This window comes from Pedobacter soli (assembly GCF_900101435.1).
GTDB lineage: Bacteria > Bacteroidota > Bacteroidia > Sphingobacteriales > Sphingobacteriaceae > Pedobacter > Pedobacter soli.
Genome location: NZ_FMZH01000001.1, coordinates 719,928 through 741,203 on the forward strand (window position 1 = coordinate 719,928; position 21,276 = coordinate 741,203).

Annotated in this window: 14 protein-coding genes; 2 read left to right on the forward strand and 12 right to left on the reverse strand. The window is 40.8% G+C overall.

All coding sequences use genetic code 11. The features are described from left to right. Window positions 1-42: 42 nt before the first annotated feature. The 8 genes from BLR37_RS02870 to BLR37_RS02905 form a co-directional block, all read right to left on the reverse strand. Entirely contained in the window at window positions 43-1,479 is a 1,437-nt protein-coding gene (locus BLR37_RS02870) for a DNA polymerase (RefSeq protein ID WP_039471852.1), read from the reverse strand. Beyond that, window positions 1,480-3,873, reverse strand: coding sequence for an RNA-directed DNA polymerase (locus BLR37_RS02875; protein ID WP_039471854.1), 2,394 nt, complete (start codon window positions 3,871-3,873; stop codon window positions 1,480-1,482). Beyond that, a complete protein-coding gene (locus BLR37_RS02880; RefSeq protein WP_039471856.1) occupies window positions 3,857-4,852 on the reverse strand; it encodes a ComEC/Rec2 family competence protein in 996 nt (331 codons plus the stop codon). Before BLR37_RS02880 ends, BLR37_RS02875 begins: the two co-directional genes overlap by 17 nt. Window positions 4,853-5,274: 422 nt before the next feature. Beyond that, on the reverse strand, window positions 5,275-5,529 hold the full coding sequence (locus BLR37_RS02885; RefSeq protein WP_039471858.1) for a hypothetical protein: 255 nt from the start codon (window positions 5,527-5,529) through the stop codon (window positions 5,275-5,277). Window positions 5,530-5,609: 80 nt separating this feature from the next. Next, a complete protein-coding gene (locus BLR37_RS02890; RefSeq protein ID WP_090764347.1) occupies window positions 5,610-6,680 on the reverse strand; it encodes a hypothetical protein in 1,071 nt (356 codons plus the stop codon). 187 nt (window positions 6,681-6,867) lie between these two features. Further along, entirely contained in the window at window positions 6,868-8,010 is a 1,143-nt protein-coding gene (locus tag BLR37_RS02895) for an HNH endonuclease domain-containing protein (RefSeq protein ID WP_244154579.1), read from the reverse strand. A gap of 87 nt (window positions 8,011-8,097) precedes the next feature. After that, window positions 8,098-9,402, reverse strand: coding sequence for a hypothetical protein (locus tag BLR37_RS02900; protein WP_090764350.1), 1,305 nt, complete (start codon window positions 9,400-9,402; stop codon window positions 8,098-8,100). A gap of 303 nt (window positions 9,403-9,705) precedes the next feature. Next, window positions 9,706-13,029 (reverse strand): DEAD/DEAH box helicase, encoded by a 3,324-nt coding sequence (locus tag BLR37_RS02905; RefSeq protein ID WP_090764353.1) that lies wholly within the window; start codon window positions 13,027-13,029, stop codon window positions 9,706-9,708. A 257-nt stretch (window positions 13,030-13,286) separates the two neighbouring features. Here BLR37_RS02905 and BLR37_RS02910 point away from each other — a divergent pair, with 257 nt between their 5' ends. Then, on the forward strand, window positions 13,287-15,137 hold the full coding sequence (locus tag BLR37_RS02910) for a hypothetical protein (protein ID WP_090764356.1): 1,851 nt from the start codon (window positions 13,287-13,289) through the stop codon (window positions 15,135-15,137). Between the two features lie 39 nt (window positions 15,138-15,176). Here BLR37_RS02910 and BLR37_RS02915 read toward each other — a convergent pair whose 3' ends face one another. From BLR37_RS02915 to BLR37_RS02925, 3 genes are all read right to left on the reverse strand, one after another. Then, window positions 15,177-16,709, reverse strand: a complete 1,533-nt coding sequence (locus tag BLR37_RS02915; protein WP_052265933.1) for a P-loop NTPase fold protein — start codon at window positions 16,707-16,709, stop codon at window positions 15,177-15,179. A gap of 16 nt (window positions 16,710-16,725) precedes the next feature. Further along, on the reverse strand, window positions 16,726-18,045 hold the full coding sequence (locus BLR37_RS02920) for a hypothetical protein (protein WP_090764359.1): 1,320 nt from the start codon (window positions 18,043-18,045) through the stop codon (window positions 16,726-16,728). Window positions 18,046-18,337: 292 nt separating this feature from the next. After that, the gene (locus BLR37_RS02925) at window positions 18,338-18,916 is read right to left on the reverse strand and encodes a UPF0758 domain-containing protein (protein WP_052265934.1); all 579 of its coding nucleotides are present in this window, start codon (window positions 18,914-18,916) and stop codon (window positions 18,338-18,340) included. A 154-nt stretch (window positions 18,917-19,070) separates the two neighbouring features. Here BLR37_RS02925 and BLR37_RS02930 point away from each other — a divergent pair, with 154 nt between their 5' ends. Further along, window positions 19,071-19,490: a hypothetical protein gene (locus BLR37_RS02930; protein WP_039471871.1), complete on the forward strand. Its 420-nt coding sequence runs from the start codon at window positions 19,071-19,073 to the stop codon at window positions 19,488-19,490. A gap of 232 nt (window positions 19,491-19,722) precedes the next feature. Here BLR37_RS02930 and BLR37_RS02935 read toward each other — a convergent pair whose 3' ends face one another. Next, the gene (locus BLR37_RS02935; RefSeq protein WP_039471873.1) at window positions 19,723-21,135 is read right to left on the reverse strand and encodes a hypothetical protein; all 1,413 of its coding nucleotides are present in this window, start codon (window positions 21,133-21,135) and stop codon (window positions 19,723-19,725) included. Window positions 21,136-21,276 lie beyond the last annotated feature (141 nt).

Below are 21,276 nucleotides of genomic sequence, written 5' to 3' on the forward strand. Positions count from 1 at the left end.
TTTGATAATAGGCTAAACATTTCGTTAATGGCCCGGAAATATTTAATCGAATACATCCTTCATATTAACTTTTGCTTTAATTTTTGGACAGACCTTTACGAATTCTTCCAGATAAACTCCCTCAATCTTGGGTTTTAGAGAATCGTACCACAAATTTGAAATCTGGTAAACAGTTCCGTCATGCATAGGAATTAAAAACTTTGCCCTGTCTAGTTCATTTGCGACTCTCATTAGTGCGTTTTTATAGATCAAAGAAGCAGTGGCTTGAATTACATGACTTAACGCCCAGGTAACCTGTTCTTCACCTTTTATACGGAAATTCCCTAACGAGGTACCCACCCGAGAATTGTCCGCCATTTCTTTATCGATTTTCTCCTTAAATTCCTGAAGTTTTATAAATTTTTTAAAGTACAGTTGGGCTTTCAAGTCCAGAGTTGTATCTCCGTACATATAGCGGTAGAACACTACCTTTGCATCTGAACGTTTTTTCGGATCTCCGAAAACAAAGTTAGCCAGGTCTTCATAGATGTCGGTATTGTAAAGATCTATCAACTTTGGATCATCACTCAATGAGGCCAGTATCCCTGCTTCGAACTGCGAGTAATCTATATACAACAGTTTATGAAACCTTTCAGCCACAACAACTTTCCTGTTCGATTTCCTCAAATTCTGAAAAGAAGGTTCCCTCAAAATTATCCTGGAAGTGATAGTGCCAAAACCTAGATATTTTGGATAAGCGCAGGATCCTCCCCCCCAATGAGACTGCATAAAAAGAAGGCTATCGAAGTCTTTTTGGTTCCTGATCATGTCGTACATCAAGCTACAAATTTCGTCGTTATTTCTCCAGGCTTTAAAAGTAAATAGTGCGGACTTTACCAGGCGGTATCCTTTGCTCTTTAAATATTCGGATTGCCACCGCTCGTTCTCGGGATTGAAAATTCGGTATTTGAGCTGCAAAATATTCTTTATTCTATAGATTTCTTTTTCTAAATCAGCACAAAGGTTTCCAGCCAAATTCAAATTTATAGGTACGCCACGTAGTTGGCGTCTATAAATTACATTGTTGATTTGGGCTTCCAAGTCGTTGAAACGGTTTATTTCTTCAGGTTTTTGATTAAGCATATATAAATACAATATGCCCATGCCTCCCAAAAATTCTCGGATTGTGGATAAACTAAGTTTAAAGTCAGGGTCCAATATGTTGTGATATTTCAATGCCTCTAACATTGTCCATTTTTTATATTCCCGCAGATCTTTCCCTTCTTGAGTCATTTGCTTATCAAACCCCTCTAGGTCGACAATTTCTGGCCATTTCCTGAACTGCTTAAATGTTTTTAAATGCCGTATTAGTTCCGAGCTCTGAAAGGTTAGTATCAGATCATCACTTCCAAACTTATGGTTTTCGTAGTAATCATCGGTGGTATCTATATTTCTCGAATACCACTTGTTTTCTATGTAAAGTACTGCTAGTCTAATCATTTAAAGCGAATATAGTTGTTCACTGGTTTCTCCGTTTGCATTATCAAATTCATCGAATCCCCTGACAAAAACAAGATCTCGATCTTTCTTTTTGTGGCTGAATTCATGTGATTTAGCAAGACTAGGATCGGTTTTACCAAGCACGATCTCAGGTCTAAATGAACGTAATGCAACGAGTGCTATTCGGTTCTGAAAGTAACCATGGGTAAATCCCTCTTCGTATTTCCGCAAGATTACCCGACGATACTCCATATCGACCGAACACATGTATATCACCATTGCAGCAATTACTGCTTTGTTGGTATCATCATTCTTTTCAATACATCTTACAGCGTAAGTTTTCAGTTTAGGGATATTAATTTTATGCTTTGCCAGAAGCATCCATATCTGATATACCTGGAAAGCATAAGTGTTATATTTCTCATCCAAAACGATTGGCAAAAGATGTCTGAGTATGTGTTCTTCGACGATCTCTGTCGGCATGAGACTCAAAACTTTACATAGTTCCGTGGTAATCCACGGCCTGTCGACAAGCTCGGCACAGGCCTTCTCAATTGCACTTATTACAATATTATTGAAGCTACTTTCTTCCAACCCCCTATAGGCTAACATCGCGATTGTGTTCAACGCGAAATTCATCTTTTTTGCTGCGTCGTCTCGTTGATCGCTGTGTACGTGAAGGTTGTTAGTTAAAAGTTCTATTGAGGAATGAAATGCTTCATTCTTGTATTGTGCATTATTTGACCTACGATATTTTGCTATTTTAGCTGCCGTGAGATCGAACGCTCCTTTGAAATCACCCCTGCGCTTTTCACCAGGTTGTAAGACTACCTTACCAGGCTTATCATTGAAGGTAAAGATTTCCGTCTTTTGTGAGTTAACCGATAGGTAACATCTCCTCAGTTCGAATTCAAAGGTCTGCAATATCTTTCTCGCCTCATACTTATCTTTGCAGAATATTTTGATATCGTCCATAAAGCGATAGTATTCTGGAGCGTGATGCTGCATAAAAATGTCTACCTGATTGAGATAAAATGAGGCCAACAATGCAGAAGCATCACTATTTTGTGGTAAGCCAACTTTTTTGTCTGTTACCTTACTCAAAATCATTTTGAGCATCTCTGCCGCCTTTAGCTCATTGTCTGTCTCACAAATACGAAGTATCTTACTGTGCAAGAGGTCCTTGCTAATGTTATCAAAAAAATTCAATAAGTCGATTTCAATGACACAGTTATAAAGGTATTTTTCATCCTGATCTTTTTGTTCGGCTACTTCGTGTAAATGGTATTGGAGCTTTCTCCATTGTTCGACACCATTTAAGATCAGGTTACCTGGATCATAAAAATTGTACCTTGCGGAAAACACGTTCGCAATCTGCGCATTGTCAAGTTTTGGTGCAAGTGTGCCGACGCAAGCCATATACATAATCCGGTCTATAAACGGTGATATCAATGCCAACCTTAATGTAAATTTCTTTTTGGGAACATAAAATGTTTCCGCTTGACTAGCCTGATATTCTTTGTTGTTAAAATATTCTTCAAACTGCGCAAAAAGATAATCCTGATTCAACAAATCGATGTACTTAAGCGGATCATGAAACCAGTCATCACCAATATCAGTACTTAACCGTTTGCGGGCAAGCTCCAGATCAACGCAGGTGTCATTGATAAATGCCTGATGGATGTCAACCACCTCGGATTTTATTTCCCTCTTGAAATGCGAGGATTCCGTGGTCAGTTCAACAAGTCCTGAATCTTTCAACCTCACATTGATCTCAGCGAAGGAAATATCGACCAAGTCGACTGTCGCATTCTGAAATTCCGTGTTTGGATATCTAGTGATCACACCAAATAGCGTGCTTCTTGACTGAGAAAAAAGCCCTGCACCAGATAATCCTTTTAACCATGAATATTCTACCGGACCATGCAGCCTGTACCTTTTTGCTAAACTGTCGTTTCGCTGAAAGTCGAACCTTTGGAGTTCGTCTTCGTTAGCAGCAAAAATACCCCAGGCAAAAAAATCTACGTCAGAGTCTCGCAATTCATCAGAAACCAGTATTTGCCGAAAAGTAACCTTTGGATTTTTATTTACTTTGAGAATCACAAGATCTTGGTCAAAAAGCAACAACTTTTCCTTGATCTGCTTATTTTTAATCCATTCCAGCCGTTGGAAACCTTTCTTATCGCTATACAGAACCTCTATGTGGCCTAACTTCGCTTCACTGTAAGGTGTTTTGCTATCTTCCTGAAAAATGTGTTTTGCTGTGAGAACGTAATTATAGCTTTCCAGATTGGAAGTAAGGTATAGAATTCCAGATCCACAAACTTTTACTCCGGCAACGACTGTACAGATCTTGATCCCGCAACCTCGTAAATTGTCAAGTACCGTAGCCATATATCTCGTTATTTTGCTTCAACTTAATTTTATACTTGCGCAACTCATCTGACTTAATATTCAATTTCTCTATTGGTTCGGCATAATTAAATAGAAACTGTATCTCTTCTTTCTGTTGAGGTATAAACTTTGCTACCTTAAGAATCGCCCGTTTATTTGGAAGAAAGTGCTTTTTGCTATTGGTACTTATTATAAATTTCGAGCAATCCATTTTTGATAGCATCGCCTCTGAAAGGCTCCGATAACTGCCATGGTGAGGTAGCTTAACGTAGTCGAAGTAAACCGGATTTCCTGGATTTTCTTCCTGAAGTTTTGAAAGTATTTTGTCCATACGTTCAGGAACACAATCTCCAGTCAGCAAAACTTTCTTTCCTGGTGTCTCGGCCAGTATAACGATACTCGTTTTATTCGACGCCGAATCATCTTGGCTTTCGTCATCTAAGTACTTATCTAGGGCTGCCATCGAAGAATCCCAGTCGCACCTGTAATCACTGGTTAGATATGCGCCTTCAGCCGAGCTGTATGTTTCTAAAACTTCTTTAACTGGTGATAAAAATCTAAGGGTCATTTCCCCAAATGTGCATGCTGGAGTTTCAGCTGTGGCAATGTCCCACTTTGCCGTGTAACCGACCAAAAGGTTTTCCAAATCCCGAGCCTGCCTGTAGGATAGCATATTTTGGTCTGTTGAAGGAATAAGGCCTTTGATCTTTTTAGGTGAATTCAATAGAATTTCTTTTATAAACTCATGCCCAAAATCACCATCAATTGCGGCGCGCACCAGTGCTATGATACCTGAAATATGATCATCATCATGATGGGTAACGATTACTAAATCTAACTTCTGGCCTGCATTGAAGATTTTGGTGACCTCATCACGTATATAAGTGAAGTCATTTCCACCGTCAATGAGAATATTATATGTTCCATCCTGAATAAGAATTGAATCACCAGAGCCTGCTTTCAGGTATTTTATGTTCATACTAAGCGATAATTTTTGCCAATATACAAATTTAATTATCTCAATTCCGGCATTGCGCTAAACCTAAATCTCATCTTAATCCGGGAATCCTGGATAACAGTTTACAAGTCTGTTTTGGTGAATATATTGATGCTTTCTGGTCGGCTCTTTTCTGTCAGGTCTCTTGGTATTTGTCAAAAGCATATGCATTGGTCTTCAGATCATTATTTCTTCTCTCAGCAATTCCTTTTATTTTTTTGAGGCAAGGATTTACCCTTCAAAAATAATAGCTGGTTGATAAAATTGAAGTATTGGCACTATCTGGAAGAGCTGAATCCGCTATCTAGTTCCCACTGAAGTCGGCAATAACATAACGAAAAACATAACGGGATGCTTAAAATAATTGAATCCATGCAGGCCTAAAAAAGCCAAAATTCTTCGGACTAAATTCTATCCTTCCCCATTCTTCTTTTCTTCTCCTGATATTGCTCTTCAAGCGCATTCTGTTTGACATCCGTCCAGAGGTCCGTCATCCGATCATCACTGAGCACCTGATTAGCAGCCAATATCGCAAGGTTATACATCAGGTCCAGCATCAACATCGCTTCTTTCAGACTTATCTTTTCCCCATATTTTTTCAGGATCCTTACTGCCCTTTTCGGAGTTATATTTCTTCTTTCAGGATGTATTTTAATCATGGTTAAAATATTAAGTTATCAATTTTGAACATAGTACAGTCCCCTCTATATTAACTAAAACTAATCAGCAACATAATTCATCATAATCCTCTTTTTTTCGCCGATAATTCCTGCGCTAACTTATTGAGGTCTTCTCCATTCGAATAGCCTTTAAGCTGCCCGGTAAGATAGCCCAAGGTACATTCAAGTCCGGACATCAAACGCCAATTGGTCAAAAGCAAACTCCCACTAATCAGCTGTTTTATCTTTTTTATACTCTGATCAGCATCATGGTTGCCGCTGTCCTGCACGGAAAATCCCATCGTCAAAAATCTGCCGGTCTTTGGTTTTTCAAACTGCAACTTGACAAAACCACTCTTCTCCAGTTCCCCAGTCAGCCGCTGTTCCAATGCAGCCACATTAAGCATCTCAGGCCTCACCACACGTTCTTCTCCCAAATCCCCCTCTTTCCAGCCCGGCATTTCCGCATCCGCCATCAGCTTGATATTCACCAATGCCTGAAGATCCTCGGTAAATGACCGCCGTCCAATAAAATCTATACAATACTTCTGTCTTTCAGCGTCCTCAATCGGCAGGACTTTCCTTTTCCCTATAACTAGCTCCCTTTTATCAACCTTACCACAGGCTAAACAGGTATCAGTAAAGATTATTTTATTTCTGCTCTTTTTCTTTTTGGAAGACACCCTACCCTTACAATGACCGCACCTGCTCTCTGGCAATACATATTCCCTCCTATTTGCATAAACAGCTCTTCTGGGTGCATGATGCGCCGGACAGGCAAAAAAGAAAACAAGGTCATAAGATTCATCGATAAAATCCGACAGCTCTACAAACATCTCTTCCCCACATGTGCCGCACCTGATGTTTTCAGGCACCTTTGCCCTTTTCACCATCCCATCCTTTCTCTCATCAGCAGCCATCCTATTCTTCACCTCCATTTCCCTCGACCTTGCCCACTCTACCCCGGCATCTATAAACCGTCTGTTGAGCGCAACATATTTTGCCACCAAGTCTTTCTCATCCTCCTCCACTGCCTTCACATACAATTTTCTGGCCCCGATCAAAGCCTGCTCTTTTTCCTTCAGATCCGCTATCGTCCGCCTGTCATACTCATCATAATAATATTCATCGGCTCTGCGATGGTTCTCCATAAACGCTTTAGGAAATTGATTTAGCTACAATATACAGCATTACAGGTCTCCTGCATCCAAATGACGATAATTGTATAGTTTTTAAAAATGGTAAAATGCAACTTATGCAAACAGGATCTTTTAAAACATTTTCATCAAACCCAATTCATTTCCGCTTTAAATATCCATAACAATCCAGGCTACCTTATTATTCCAAACTATCGCTCATGGAAGGAAATATCTTCGACCAGGACTTCTCTGACTGGCTCAGCACCAGAGCCATCATCGCTGGAAATATGGGAGAATTACATTCACAGCTTGACGAACTCAAATCCATTGTTAGATGCAATAGTGACCATTGGCTGCATCCGCTCCAACATACTTTGCGCATTAAAATAATCAGGTCCAAGGTCTGGCAGAATCGTAAGGTAATCCTGAAGAAATTTGTTACCCGGGCTTTTGCCTGAATGATCTCTATTGCATTTTGGTGTAAGGTAAAATAAGGATCAAAATATCTTTCCAATGATGGAAGCTTATTACTTTTCGAACTATTAAACGAAGGACATGCGGGTATCAGGTTCCAGATCAGGTCGTGTGATACGAATGCATATGGCAGAAAATGCTCTACCGCATAATTTCCTACCCCAAGTTTTTTACCTGTATAGATACAATCTACAGCTCCCATTTCCCCTATCACAATATCCCAGAATTTTTTTCGCTGCGCTAAAAGACTTTTTCTCCTGGGCGATTTGATCAGTTTTCCAGGGATATCCGGAACACTGGGATTTCTAGCCTGTAAATATATACTCAAATGCCAATAGCAAAATGACTTTAATATACCGGCATGCTGCTGAAGATAGTCTTTCCACAAAGGGTTTACAATTATATAATCCTGATGCAGCGCATATAAACAGTTATTGGTGAAACACTGCGATTTCAGATAAGCTGTTTTCAAGTCATTGGCATTGAACCATGGGCTCAAAAATCGATGGGGGACTTCAGCATTGAAATACCTCAGTTCTTTAATAGTCTGCTTATTCTCGCTGGCACAAAGCTTTTGAAAAATATACGCTCTACCAGCATCAATGCTAAGATCTTCCAGTTCCTTGATCTTCGCAGAAGCCTGCTGCAGCTTATCCTGTCTCCCAAAGGACACCTTAAAGTAATTAATTGTAAACCAGCTCTGTGCGACCATGTCTGCAAAAAGAGCATTTTTTGACAGCTCAGTTTCTCCATTTTCGGCGCGGCTTAATATTGACAGAAACCAGTAAAATTTATAACTGGCCGAGGTATTGTTGAAACACGCAGCGAGTAGATTCACCGGCAAATGTTCTGTATAGGGTAGCTTCATATAAATAGTGATATCGGGAATAAATAATTAAGATTGTATTATACCGGTCAGGAAAATAAAGTATTTATAATTCTTCTTTATCACTTATCATACACGTGGCTTCCTTCTTCTGTTCTTATTCACCAATGATTTCATCTCAAGTTCTTCCAGCGTTTGAAAGTCCACTGTGACATTCAGGTATTCTTTATTTTTATAGATTTTACCGTCTACGATAAGGTCATGAATATCTGCGTTCCTTATCCAATATTCCTTCAGATCGTTGCCTTGCAGCCAAACCTGTAAAGAATCCTTTCCCTCTTTTTCCTCTTCTTGTACAAGAAAAGACGAATATCTAAAACAAAATACCGGCTCAGCAATAATGCAGTATTTAATCATCTTCACTATCCGGGCAACGACAAGATTTTCATCGGAATGATCAATTTCTTGATACGGAATATTTATTACCAGAATCTTGGGATCTTTTTTTAATGTCACGCTGATTGCCTCAAGTCCATTATCTGTGCAGGCCGCAGTGAACAACTTTGCAATTTTGTCGATCTTTTCCTCCTCGCTTAATGCCCCATCAACCCATATTTTTTCATGATACTGATCACACCTCGCCCGCCATAACTCAAAAGCTTCTCTATCCGCAAGATGATTGGCAAAATGCGAAGCGATTTTCTTATCTGCTACAATCATATTGCCTATATCCAGCCCGAAGACATTTCTGGCCACATCGATCGCGGTGGTAAAGTTGATCATAGCTTGTATTTCAGCCAGTAACTCATGGTTGCTGATTTTCGCTGTTGCCGAAACAAATGGGTTTGAGGAACGCTTGATGTTACGAAAAACGATGTGACCTTCAGCGTAACTTATTCCATGGGTACCAGCATGCGACACAGCATTTCTAATAATGGAAAAATACCCCTCAAACAGCTTGGAATTTTTCATTCTGGACTGAATAAACTCCAGTTTATTGTGTTCGGACCCGCTCAAATTGGCCTGGTTGATGGATGTAAATATCCCTTCTATAAACTGTAGACAGCCCACGATAATCGACAAATAGGGATCATACATATCCGAAACCGTGCTCCGATATAGATTGACCAACCTAATTTGAAAATTTCTGTCAGGAGCAGCCTTTTTTAATTCTTCAAACTGCTGATAAATATAATGCTGGTGATCGCCAGTAAGTTTGATCAGCGCTGCTCCTTCCAAAAAAACTTCTCTTACAAAACGACCAGGATCTTTCCCGAATGCATTATGGAACAGTTCCACTACTTCATTTACAAGTCCGGCTCCCAGTTCCATATCAGAAAAGTTTTCTTCGGCATTTATTTCGACTTCTCTGAGCAGCGGAGTATATTCTTCTATATTTTCACGCGAAATCCTGATAAGAGCTGTTAAATCCATTCTCAAAAATAATGCATTTTCCCGCTTTCATTCAAAGGAACTTGCGGGTATCTCTGATATTTTTTTCAGGCAACAGATATTCACTTCCGTCTGCATGAAAAGCACTCAGATATAACTTTTCGGCAGTTGTCAGCTGCGCTCCCTTTCCCCTAAGTTCCTTTCGTTTGTCTATCGTATTGATCTAAAGTATTCATCAGGCCTATGGTATTTCCCTCAATCGCGGATTCTTATCTGTAGAATTTTTCTGAATACCTAAGATCGTTTCCCCTTAGTTCCAACTGTCCGATCAGCATGAAAATCATGTTAATCACTACATATAATCTGTAACTCTATACCAACAGTTTCCTGCAAAAAGCTATGGGATGCTGCAAGTACTATCTTTTGGTCTGGGGAAATATTGGCCTTAGAAATTCCAGGCTGGACAATAATTATTTCTAGCTTAATTTCTTTGAACCTACTTACCTGACTAACCCTATTTACCAAATTTGCATTACCGGTCAAAAACCTACTCTGTCTTATCGCAGAAGCTAACCTGGTTTCCCGTCCCAATATATGCGTACATAGATCCTTAAATTTCCACTTCCATTTAGTTGACCGTATGGCCTGCGAACAGACCTCAACAACATCATTCACGCGCTCACCAGGTTCCTTCCCTTTAGTGAACTTGCAATGGACCAGCGCCAGCCTTATAAAATCTGCCTCTTCACGGAGGCAGACCAAATCAGCTGATTCACCTGCAGCATCGTCATCAAACACGATCTCATATCCTGCAGCGATGTAAGCCTGCGAAACTCTCCACTGAATGGAGTCATTTCTGATATTTCCTTCTTTCCATAACGACTCTTTCGATATATCGACCCCTCTCCAATCCCAAGGCTCAAAAATTTGCTCCGGCAGCTCAAATTCACGGGGATTCTGAGGTTTGATCAAGAGGTTTCCATCAAGTTCAGAAAGATCAATATAACGGATCAACGGCGGATAGTTCGAAAAATATTCGGATAGGAAAAGATCCTTCCTTCCCATCTTTATCTTAAGCTTGTCCCCACCTTGTTCGCCAACCAAAAAACCATCTTTCCCACCTACAGTCAACACAAATGTTGCCCAAACAGATTCCTGATTATAACTTAAAGTGAACACAATTTCATTAACAGATTTCCGCATTGCTGCAACATCTATATCGATCAATGATAAGGTAAAATCTTTACCATGGCTATCATAAATATTGACTCTTTCCTGCGATTTTCTCAACAGTTCCATCGGCCAGTCAATCGAAAGTGTCCTTATTGCCGGTAAAATTTCGACTTCCTCCGGTATTAATACATTATCTATAATTTTACTTGGATCTATACTCTCATCCAGCAGCTTATCCCCTACGTTTTCACACCATTGGATCAATTCTGGAATACTGCCAGGATCCCTTGCCCATACCCTACCTTTCGCAGAGCACCCAATAGTGACAGGAGCTCCATTTTCCCAACCGGTACCACTCAGGTTGGACTTGCTTGATCCGGTTTTCTCAGTCAGTGCCAAAGCCTGAACAACATCCCCTCCCACGTACATGGCAAAACGAAGATTCCTCCGCCCATTTTTTTTCACGCCGATATTCTGAAAGATCAACCGATTTATCCTGCCCAAGGTCCGAAATATCTGTTCCTCCCTAATCTGTCTTGTCGCACCAACCGCCGAAACCATCTTATCGTAGAAATTCGTTTTCTCCGTTGAAGAAAAATATATTAGTTTGCGTTCCTGATCATAATGGATAACAAACAAGTGCCACTCTGTATCCCTAATCGTTTTAGACCGGGTCCATTTTAATGGAAAATCTACCCTGGTCACGAAATATATCGTCTTGGATTCATCATTCAACCAGACGCGTTGTACCGACATATTATCGGGTACCCCTTCATGAAATCTTTTTGGTTCGAATTTTTCACATTCGTAAATCATGGTATTGAAGGTTGGCTTCAACAAATGATGAGATATTTCTTGGGCATCCACACCATCCTGTCCTCCTTCCAACTGCTTAGATTCATTTAGAAACTTCATCAGTTCAGCATGGGAACGTGCCGCCTGAGAGCTCATTTCACTCAGCAAAATATTCCAATCAGCATCCTCACTGTACAATCTTTCCAGGGCAAGCGATACTTCAGCCCGTGCTATATTTGCAACTATACTGGCCTCTCCTATCTTACTTGCCGAAGTCCTGGTAAACCTACCGGTGAACTGTAAAAGAATAGCCAAACTTTTATGGATATCGTGAACCGCAGCAATTTTCAACTGCGGAAGATCAAATCCCTCTCCCAACATATTCACGCAAACCACAATCCTGCTTTCCCTTGAAAAGATCTTTCTCAATGATGCCTCGCTCCCCTTTTCAACAGAGTGTACCAGCACTGGGTTTAATTCCGGAGCAAGCTGCCTGTAAATCTCAACCACTTTTCCCGCGCGTGTTGTATCGGCACATCTTGCCATTAAAATATGATCTAATTCTGCAGTCAGATCCTGTTTCAGGATTTGGACCGCTTCATTTGCAATATCAGAATCTGATAAGAGATCATCAATCTGATGAACAGGATAGAAATTTATCTTCTTAAAATACCCATCTACCTGGGCCTGTTGTAGCGCATATTCATATAAGACCTTACCATCAACAAGCTTTCCATCACGCCTGTAAGGTGTTGCGGTAAACTGCAGCACTTTCTTTTCCTGAAAAAACTCCTTAAAGGCTGTCCAGGTGGGAGCTGCGATATGGTGGGCCTCATCGATAATGAGCGCATCAACTTTAGAAGCAATTTTCTTGGATGACTGAAAATGAATATCTTCATTCAAAGCCCCCATGCTGGCAATTATTACATTGCACTTATCAAAGATGGTCAGATCTTCATCGCTTTTAGGTATCGAAGTAACCACTCCGACAATTGGGTTTAAGCTATCAAAACCAATATTCCCAAGCTTGCGGAGCAGTCCCAGGGTCAAAAACTTTTCAAATGTCTGTGCTCGGAGCGCCCTGGAGGGTACAACAACCAGTATTTTTCCAGGATTGTAAGCTACCATTGTAGCCAGCATGGTCTCTGTTTTTCCAGTTCCGGTCGGCATGACCAAAGTCCCAGCGCTATGATATAAGCTCCAGTGGCTGCCGATAGCATGAAGGGCCCCAAGCTGTGGTGGACGGAATCCAAAATCTGTTATCTCCCCGCTGCTGTTCTTTTTCTCCGCCTTAAATGAAAAAATATCATGCCAGGTTGCAGCGATCTCACCAGCTATTTTCTCTAAACCAATTTGGACAACCCTGGAACGAAATTCATTGATCAACACATGCTGATCCCAAAAAAGCTTGCCCTCGCTATCAAATGACAGTACCTCTGATACCTCTTCTGGCATAGCAATTTTCTTCCGCTGACTGACTAGTATTTTAATGCCGTCCCGGAGAACAATAGCATTTTCACTTATCCTTGGCGAAATCGGAATTTGTTCAATGGCAATGATTTCCCCATACCGTTCATTTTTGATAATATGGTTTATTTTTCCGATGTTCTGTTTAAAAGCACCGGATTCGATTCTAGGCAGCCTGATTCCGGTACCAGTTTTGAAATTCTTAACAAGTTCTAAAAATTGAGTAGCGGTCATAAAAGATTAATTTCACCCAAAATACAGAATTATTCATCAGTCCGCTCCAAATGTCAGAAATTGCATGCTATTTTTTTTCCTGACCCAATTTTCCATGCCTGAGTTGGTTCCGATAGATCCGCCCTCAATTCAGTCAAACAAGCCAAGCAAATTATACTACAAATCCTGTGAAATCCAACAGCATAGTAAACTTTCATTTTACTACCAATTTCATATCTTCACACAGATTTAACTTTTTAATTCCATAATTTTCGCTCATGTCCACTGATACCTTTTACGACCTCAAATCCAAGTTTTCAAAATCAAACCTGCAGGATTTGATCCAAGACATCCGAGTCGAAGATCTGGTAATCAATGAAAGCGAATATAAAGCCCAGTACATGCATATTCGCCGGGCAGAATTTACCGGACAGGTTCATTTCCACCGAACAGATCTTGGCCTGGGCATCTATTTTGAGGCATGTACCTTTAACCAGATTATCAGCTTTTCATCCCTGAGGGTTGAAGCCTATCAAGAACTTATCTGGGGCGAAGAACTGAGCATCAAGTTTAAGAACTGCGTCTTTAAAGCCCAGGTAGAATTAAAAGAATGTAAATTACATGAGGGAATCCATTTTGAAGACTGTAAATTCTCCGGCCCATTGATATTGGAGAAAATCCGTACACAGCACCAAGGAATTATGCTCGAAAAATGCAACCTAGAAGGTCCGCTATTGATCAAAGAATGCCAGATCAAAGCAGATATACATTTAGCATCCTGCCAGATACAACAAACTGCATTAATTGAGTACGGCAGTGCTGAAAACTTAAAATTCACAGGTCCTGGAACGTTTTCCAAAGGACTGGAACTCTACAACAAGATCATCAGAAACAATATCCTTTTCCACGATGGACTTTTCCGCGGTGAGGTGCATATTAAAGGCCTGCTTAATAAACATGGAGGGCTCAGGCTTTTTGGCAGCCACTTCGAACGCGCCTTTTTTATCGACTACAATGCTTTAGTTCATGAGGGTTATTCCGGGATCCTGCAATATTCTATAGACAGCTGCCGGTTTGCCTCTGGACTGATCGTAAAAGGAGCACGAGGAGACGGCAAATGGACTTCCCCTGTTAAAATGATCATCTTAGAACTAACCCCCAACCTTAGCGGTAACCTCAATTTTAGTGACCTGGATGTAGGAAAAATCTTTATGCAGGGTTATAACAACAGTGCAAACATCAGTTTCACCAATGTAGCAGTCAATGAGCCCTCCATCTGTGAAACCAACAATCAAGGCGGAATTATCTTTTCAGGACTCCGGGCCTCCAAAATCCAATGGGCAGACGACCAAGATCCACTATTGATCAGGAGCTCAGCGGTCAAGATGAACAATACCCATCTGGGCAAAGCACTTTTTTTTCAGAGCGACCTTAACTCCTACGACCTTATCGATCTGCACAATGTGGTACTCACCGACATTTCCACTTCAAATTTAACCTGGTTCAGTCCTTCACAGCTGGAAAACCATCGCATCGATTCTGCCAATGAAACCCTTAAATCAGCAAAACGAAGTGGAAAAAGATACGAAATTACTGCTGCAAGAGAGGTCCTCTACCAGCGCCTGAATGCAGTGAGAGAAATTTACCGCCAGCTAAAATTTGCTTCACAAAAACAGGGAGATACGCCCCAGTCCCTAGAATTTCAACGCCACGAACTCTATTATTACAAGCAGGCCGTAACCCACCAGCGGCCCAGGCAATGGAGTGAATACCTGATCCTCTGGAGCAGTGCAAGCAATAATTACGGCCAGAGCTGGCTTCGCGCACTGACCGGCCTAGTCGTCTTTTCACTGGCTAGCTATATCCCAGTCGGCTTTCTCGCATCAGACAAACTCGACTATAACCACTTCGCTTCCAGTTGGAAAGACCTGGAGATCAGTTTTTGGGTTATCTTGGAGAATCTGAAAATGTGGATCGTGCTACTCAACCCCACCCACCGTATCAAAGACTTAACGGAGAACATAGATCAATCCCCCAAAATCATCTATCTGTTCGACCTGCTCAGTCGGATCATTGTTTCCTATTATATCTTCCAGATGGTAAGTGCATTTAGAAAATTCAGCAAATAATAAATATCCTACCTCCCAAATGTATTTTAGTTAACCGACTTAATGTAAAAGCCCGTTTTGACGGCAAAAACGGAAAGCGTGTAAAAACAAATGAAATGGATTTGGCCTATAAATAACACCAACCTGATCCGGATTATACATTACGATGTACTCCATCTTTCCGCCGCCATTCTCAAAATCTTCGGTCAAGCGGTATTTAATAACATACCCCCTGCCCTTTTCATTGAGCACATTCATTTCCCGCTCTCCGGAAGTGATGTTATAAGTAAAGATTGTGTCTGGACTGATGAAAGGAAGTGAATAATTGATGAGTTCCCTGGCATAGCCTCCATCATCAAAAGCCTTCGGTGTTACCGAATAATCTGAATGGTAATTTCCAGCAAGTTCAGCGATAGCCGCATCCAGGTCCTCTAGCCTGGGGAAGAGCTGTCTCAATAGGTGGATCAGCGATAACAATGGATAAGCAAAAGCCTGCATCCTGAGTTCATTATAGCTAAAAGTATAATCAGCCAGTTCATAAACAGAGAACTTTACCAGACTACGGATCCTCACTGCATCTATATCAATCATCTCACCGACAGTACGGATAAGAACCTTTTGGAACCTATGTCCTTTATCCAACATCTGAACATAGACTCTGGCCAGTTCATCCTGCTGGGCGGTATTCAACCTGGGACGCAGGTAGGCATCATGAAAAAGCTGCTTAAGGAAATCCCGATGCCGAAACTGAAAAATCTCCCGTGAATAAAACTTATCTATATATCCGGAAAATTCAGCCTTTTGCCCAAACCGGTGATGGAAAATATGCTCAATGTTGTTCACATCACACACGAAAACCACCTTATCAAAACCGAACTTATTCTCCTCAGAACGACTGTCGTGATGAGCAGTAAATACATTGAATATCCTAAAAATATGCTCAGGATCCAATCTATCGAGATCATCGATAACCAGTACAACCGGTTTATCTTCATCCCCGCGCACCCTGGAAACGAAATCTCGAATGAGCAGCGTAGTACCATCCAATTCCCTTACACTACCACTCTTCCGCTGGAATGTCTTGATAAATTCCTCAGCACTATCAGTCCCGGTACGCCTAATTTCACCCGAAAAGGTATTATGGGCATCAAACAATTTTTTAAGGGCATCCAACGTATCGGTTGCAGCTTCTCCAAAAGGAATAAAATGTTTGGCAAAAACTTTGAACACCTTATAAAAGTTCACCTCGCTCCTTAGAAATTCCTGCGTAATCAAGCCCTGGCTGATATCTTCTTCGCTAAGCTTGATCTTTTCAGCATATCTTTTCAGTAACGCATCGAGCAGATCAAACTTGATCAGTTCAAAAATATCTTCGTTCGAACTCACCGAATAATCTACCGGATAAAGCTGAACCGAGTGGTAGCTATCGCTATGGGCAGTAAAAAAAGAGTCCAGAAAATAACTCTTACCAGCACCAAAACCTGCCGAAAACATAATCCTTTTATTGTCCGCAGGGGATAAATGTAGCGCAAAACGCTCCAGTTCGCCATCTATGGGAATTCTTTCCCCAGATTTATTCTTAACTTCTTGCATAAGGAATATAATTTGCTTAAGACCGGTCCAATAAATGGGAATAAGCGTCTACCAATTGATCAATAAAACCCGAAGGTGCTGAATAATTGTTCAGATCAGTATCTAATTGCTGAAAAATCTTATAAGGAACATATAAATCAACCATAAAGCCGAACGAAACCGTGAAATAATTTCTATCAGTCTTAACAAAGTGTTTATCAAAGCCGCATTTCTCCCGCCAATTGAACTCCGACCTGAGGTGCTCATCCATCAGCAATTCAAACTCGTTCCAATCCTTCAGATCCCATTTACCAGATTTATCATAAAAATTCTTCGCAGTGTTCAACGGCTTCAAAAGCTGTTCCGGACCAAAATCAAGTGAGGTTACAAAGCGGTTAAAATGGCAAAACTTAATATGGTACTCCAAATCAAGTTCAAAACTTATATCCCCGATCATCAAGGATTTCCGCTCAATCCAGCTAAGCGGTTTATCATAAATATGATAGCCCTGGGACTTGGTATTACCCGGCCAGATGGTAAAAACCACATAATCATCTCCCCGGTGCTGCTGAAAAAAAGGAATGATCTCGCTCGCCCATCCAAAATTGATACCTATGGCCATTCGGTCGGCATAATCCAGTATTTTCTGCGCCGAATGATTAATGATCTGCTTTAACCGGAGATTCCTCGCATGAACCGATTTTTGCGAACTATCGGCTAAGGACGGCAACTGATGGAACGGACGGCTGGAAAACCAGTAAGGATATCTTATTTCAGCCAAAGCAATAAAATCGTCCAGCATCCTCGATCTCCCTCCCCTGAACTGCATCAGGTTGGCTACCTGCTCCATCAGCACCATGGTATGCTTCCAGGAAAAATTTACAGGAACGACGCTTATCTGCTGGCCAGAGGAAACAAGCGGCACAACCTGGTCAAAAAGCTGCTGTTTACAGTCAAAAGTATTCCGCTTCACCTCAATTACTATAGCGATATCCTTGATGGTAATGAGTACATCCGTCAGATTGATTTCCTTTGAAACCGAAGCCTCAAGCGAGAGAAAATCCCCCATATCAAGATTTCTATCGGCCGTCATTGCAACAGCATAAACCTTCTTTAACCCTGATACTTCCAAAGAATTAGTGTTCACCTGAAGGTCAATCTGATAAACCGAACCATCTTCATAATGATTGAACAGGTAATCATAATCATCCTTTTCAACAATGGCCTGAATGTATTTACTAAAAAAGAGTGTATCGCTTTCCAAACAGATGGCAAAGGCCCTGCTTAGGTTATTTTCGATAAATTCAGAAGAGTTACTTTCGTTATAATAACGAAAAATATTAAGGTGCTGGTTCATGTAGAGCGTTTTTGCGTAAAACTATATATTCTGCAACAATAAACCCAGCAGATATGGAGAAATAAATCAAAAAACAGGACATATGGGGCACCTGGAAAAATTTCACATAACCAAAATCCGGATGGCAATACCGACCAAATAGCGGTACTGTTCTCGATAAAAGGATCAAAAACAACTACCGCTAAAAAAGATTATCCATTGGAAATATTCCGCTTTAAATACAAATCAGCCTAAAATAAAAGCATCACAAATCCACAATAAAAGGTTAAGGATGTATAAGACTTAAGCATAATCAATACCGCCCCAAGCGCCTGCCCAGTTCCATCGCTGCCATAATCGAAGAAGACTTGGCAATCCCCATTCCTGAAAACCGGCACAGTCCGGAAAAATCCAGCGCAGCAAGTCCCTTGAGCTTCCATTCCACGCTCTGTAATATCCTATGGGCAAGCTCGATCGCATTCTCACCCGGCGTACCCGAGCCGATCAACATGGCCAGCAGTTCAGAATCTGTCATCCTACCTGCTCCTCGCTCCAGCATCTTTTCCCTTGGTCTTTCCCCTTCCTGCATTCCCTTGATCCCATGCTCTCCTAACCGCTCTTTATATTGCCCTAAAGCCCACATATCCTGAACCGTCTCATATGCCTTACCATAATGCATGATTGAGGTTATAAGAGAAGAAAAGCTTTCGATAAATATCCCAAAATCCTCTTCAAACACAGGAATCGACTGGCGACCGTAGCCACCACAATGCTGTGCCTCACTTAAGGTAAGACTGATAAAGTTGCTACTGTTAATTGCCCGTTTGTAATCGAAAAAATAGTGTTTGTTTCCCCTAGAGAAGCTTTCAGATGTCAAAATGTTATTTTTCATAATGCCTTTAATTTTTAATCCGCATCAAAGTTGGTCGCTGTGCTAAAAATTAACAGCAGAAAAAAAAATCTTATCTGATAACCAAACAACATAACGGTTTCCACAAAAAATTATCCGATATTAGATATAGGAAACTCTTGAAAAACCAACTTCCATGAGCAACGAAACACCCACCCACGAAAAACCGCGCTGCCGCTACTGCGATAAAATACTACACGGCAGGGCGGGAAAAATCTTCTGTAACGTAGACTGCAAGAACAACTACAATAGCCGTATCCGCTCAGTAGACCGCGCCGAAGAAAACAAACGTTTTCCCGATGTCATCAAAACCATTAAAAATAATTACAGGGTCCTGAAACAATACCGGCTTAACAATTTAAAAGAAGGAGAAATCCGCCATATCAGAAAAGATGAACTGAGGAGGCTTGGTTTTGACCACCGCTTCTGTACGGGAGCAGCACTGGAAGGAGGCCGAGAAATGTGGAAATGCTGCTTTGAATTTTGCTGGAAAGAAGACATGAACTGGCTCACCTTCAAAATTGATCCAGACCTCAACACCCGGTACAATTATTAATGTAAATCCCCTGTTCCATTAAAACCGTAAATGGTAAGACTATTGATCACATCAGCTTTGAAACTCAGTTCTATCATCAAGGATACAACACGCTTTATCTTTACAGAGAAAGTGATGATACAGTCATTGAGAAGCCATATAGAGTTATATCTGCTTATGGATAAACTCAACTAGATCTCATCGCCGCGCCTTGATCCCCAGATTAAATCCTCAGTAAAACTGAAGTTTTTTATCACTCAATCTCAGGAAATTTTACTATTTCCCCAAGCTGCAGCGAAATACTCTCCCTACATGTTTTAGCAAAATGCTGGTCACCGCTTTCAAGAATATGTTTACATACCAGGAAAAGATCTGCAGTTTTTACAAGTCCAATTTGCTCTCGTTTGGCTCCAGTCTGGCACTTGGCGGTGAATGACAGTGTTCTTTCGTTGGGAGATGTTAGCCGTTGCGGATTACCAAACAGCAGCCCCGATGCGCGTTCCTTAACCTCCTCTTTTTCGAAATCAGCATTCAGCCCATCAAGAAGCTGCCTAAATTTAGACACATCTATATCCTTGCTATCCTTACCCTCGCATTCACCTATAAGCCGTTCCCCTTCAGGTGATATAATAATCTGATCGAGTTCCAATTCACCATCGTCATAATTTTCTGCCTTGTAACCAAGAATAATCAAAGCTTTTATAACGGCTTTTTCCAGCGGCTTTCCCGTCTCAAATAGCAGGTCTTTAAGGCTATCCTGTTCCGCTAGCTCATTTCGTAAATCTGCTATCTCTTTCTTTTTTCTAAGAATTTCCTCTGTTAACTTCGAAATCTTGGTCTGGGTAGCCGTGGACGAATGTAGTCCATATGCCGTCTCAGATAGCCAGTTAGGTTTAGGCGTTTTATCCTGCTTTTGATGTAAGACCTTATCGATCTGCACCAAAGAGTTAAGAAAAAGCTTCCCTAATTTAATTCCTTCTGAATTCCAGCTTGTCTTGTCTGTTTTAGAATTATATTGAGTCAATTTATCGATCTCAAAGTCCACATTGGGAAGAAAAACTAGGAAACCTTTTTTCAAAGTTAACGCTGCACCAAGCACCCTGTCTTTGTTTTTTGTAGTAAAAGTCGATCCTTTCCCAATAACATCACTTTTGATATATGTTTCGAATGAAAAATAATCTTTAAAGTTATTATGAAGCTCAGTTACCAGACTTGAATTTGGGTATACCGTTTTTCCACTTGCCGAAGCGAAGTCAACAGAACTAAATGGCAATAAATTATAATTGGTAAATGGGGCTACATGCTCTGTGGTTTTTTGATTCCTACCGGTACCACTAGTTGATTTGGTCCCTGAATAAATATAAAAATCTTGTTTTTTACATAGAACCACCACCAAAGTCCCACCATTTTCTACAAAATGGAGAAGCTCACTTTGCCAGTGCTTGGTATGATCAAGAATCTTTGATGATGAATCTTTGTTGTAGAGCGTTTTGCCCTCATAGACTCCCCTGGAATAATGTGAATCATAGCTAGAATAGGCGGTACTATCTAGGTCAGGAGAAAAGATCGCTATATCTGTTTCAGAAAGGGAACTTATGCTGTCAAGCCTGATATAATTCTCGTCATTGGATGGAATATGAATTCCAATATTCGAAACACGCTTCATTTAGGATTATTAAATAATTAGGTAAGCGAAGATAAAAAAAGTAATCCGCATCACATCTAGGTCAATTCAAGCGAGCCGTTTTTTTTTGCAATTCTTCATCCTTTCCATCAGAAAAACCCTGACCGGGGCAGTTCCAAAGGT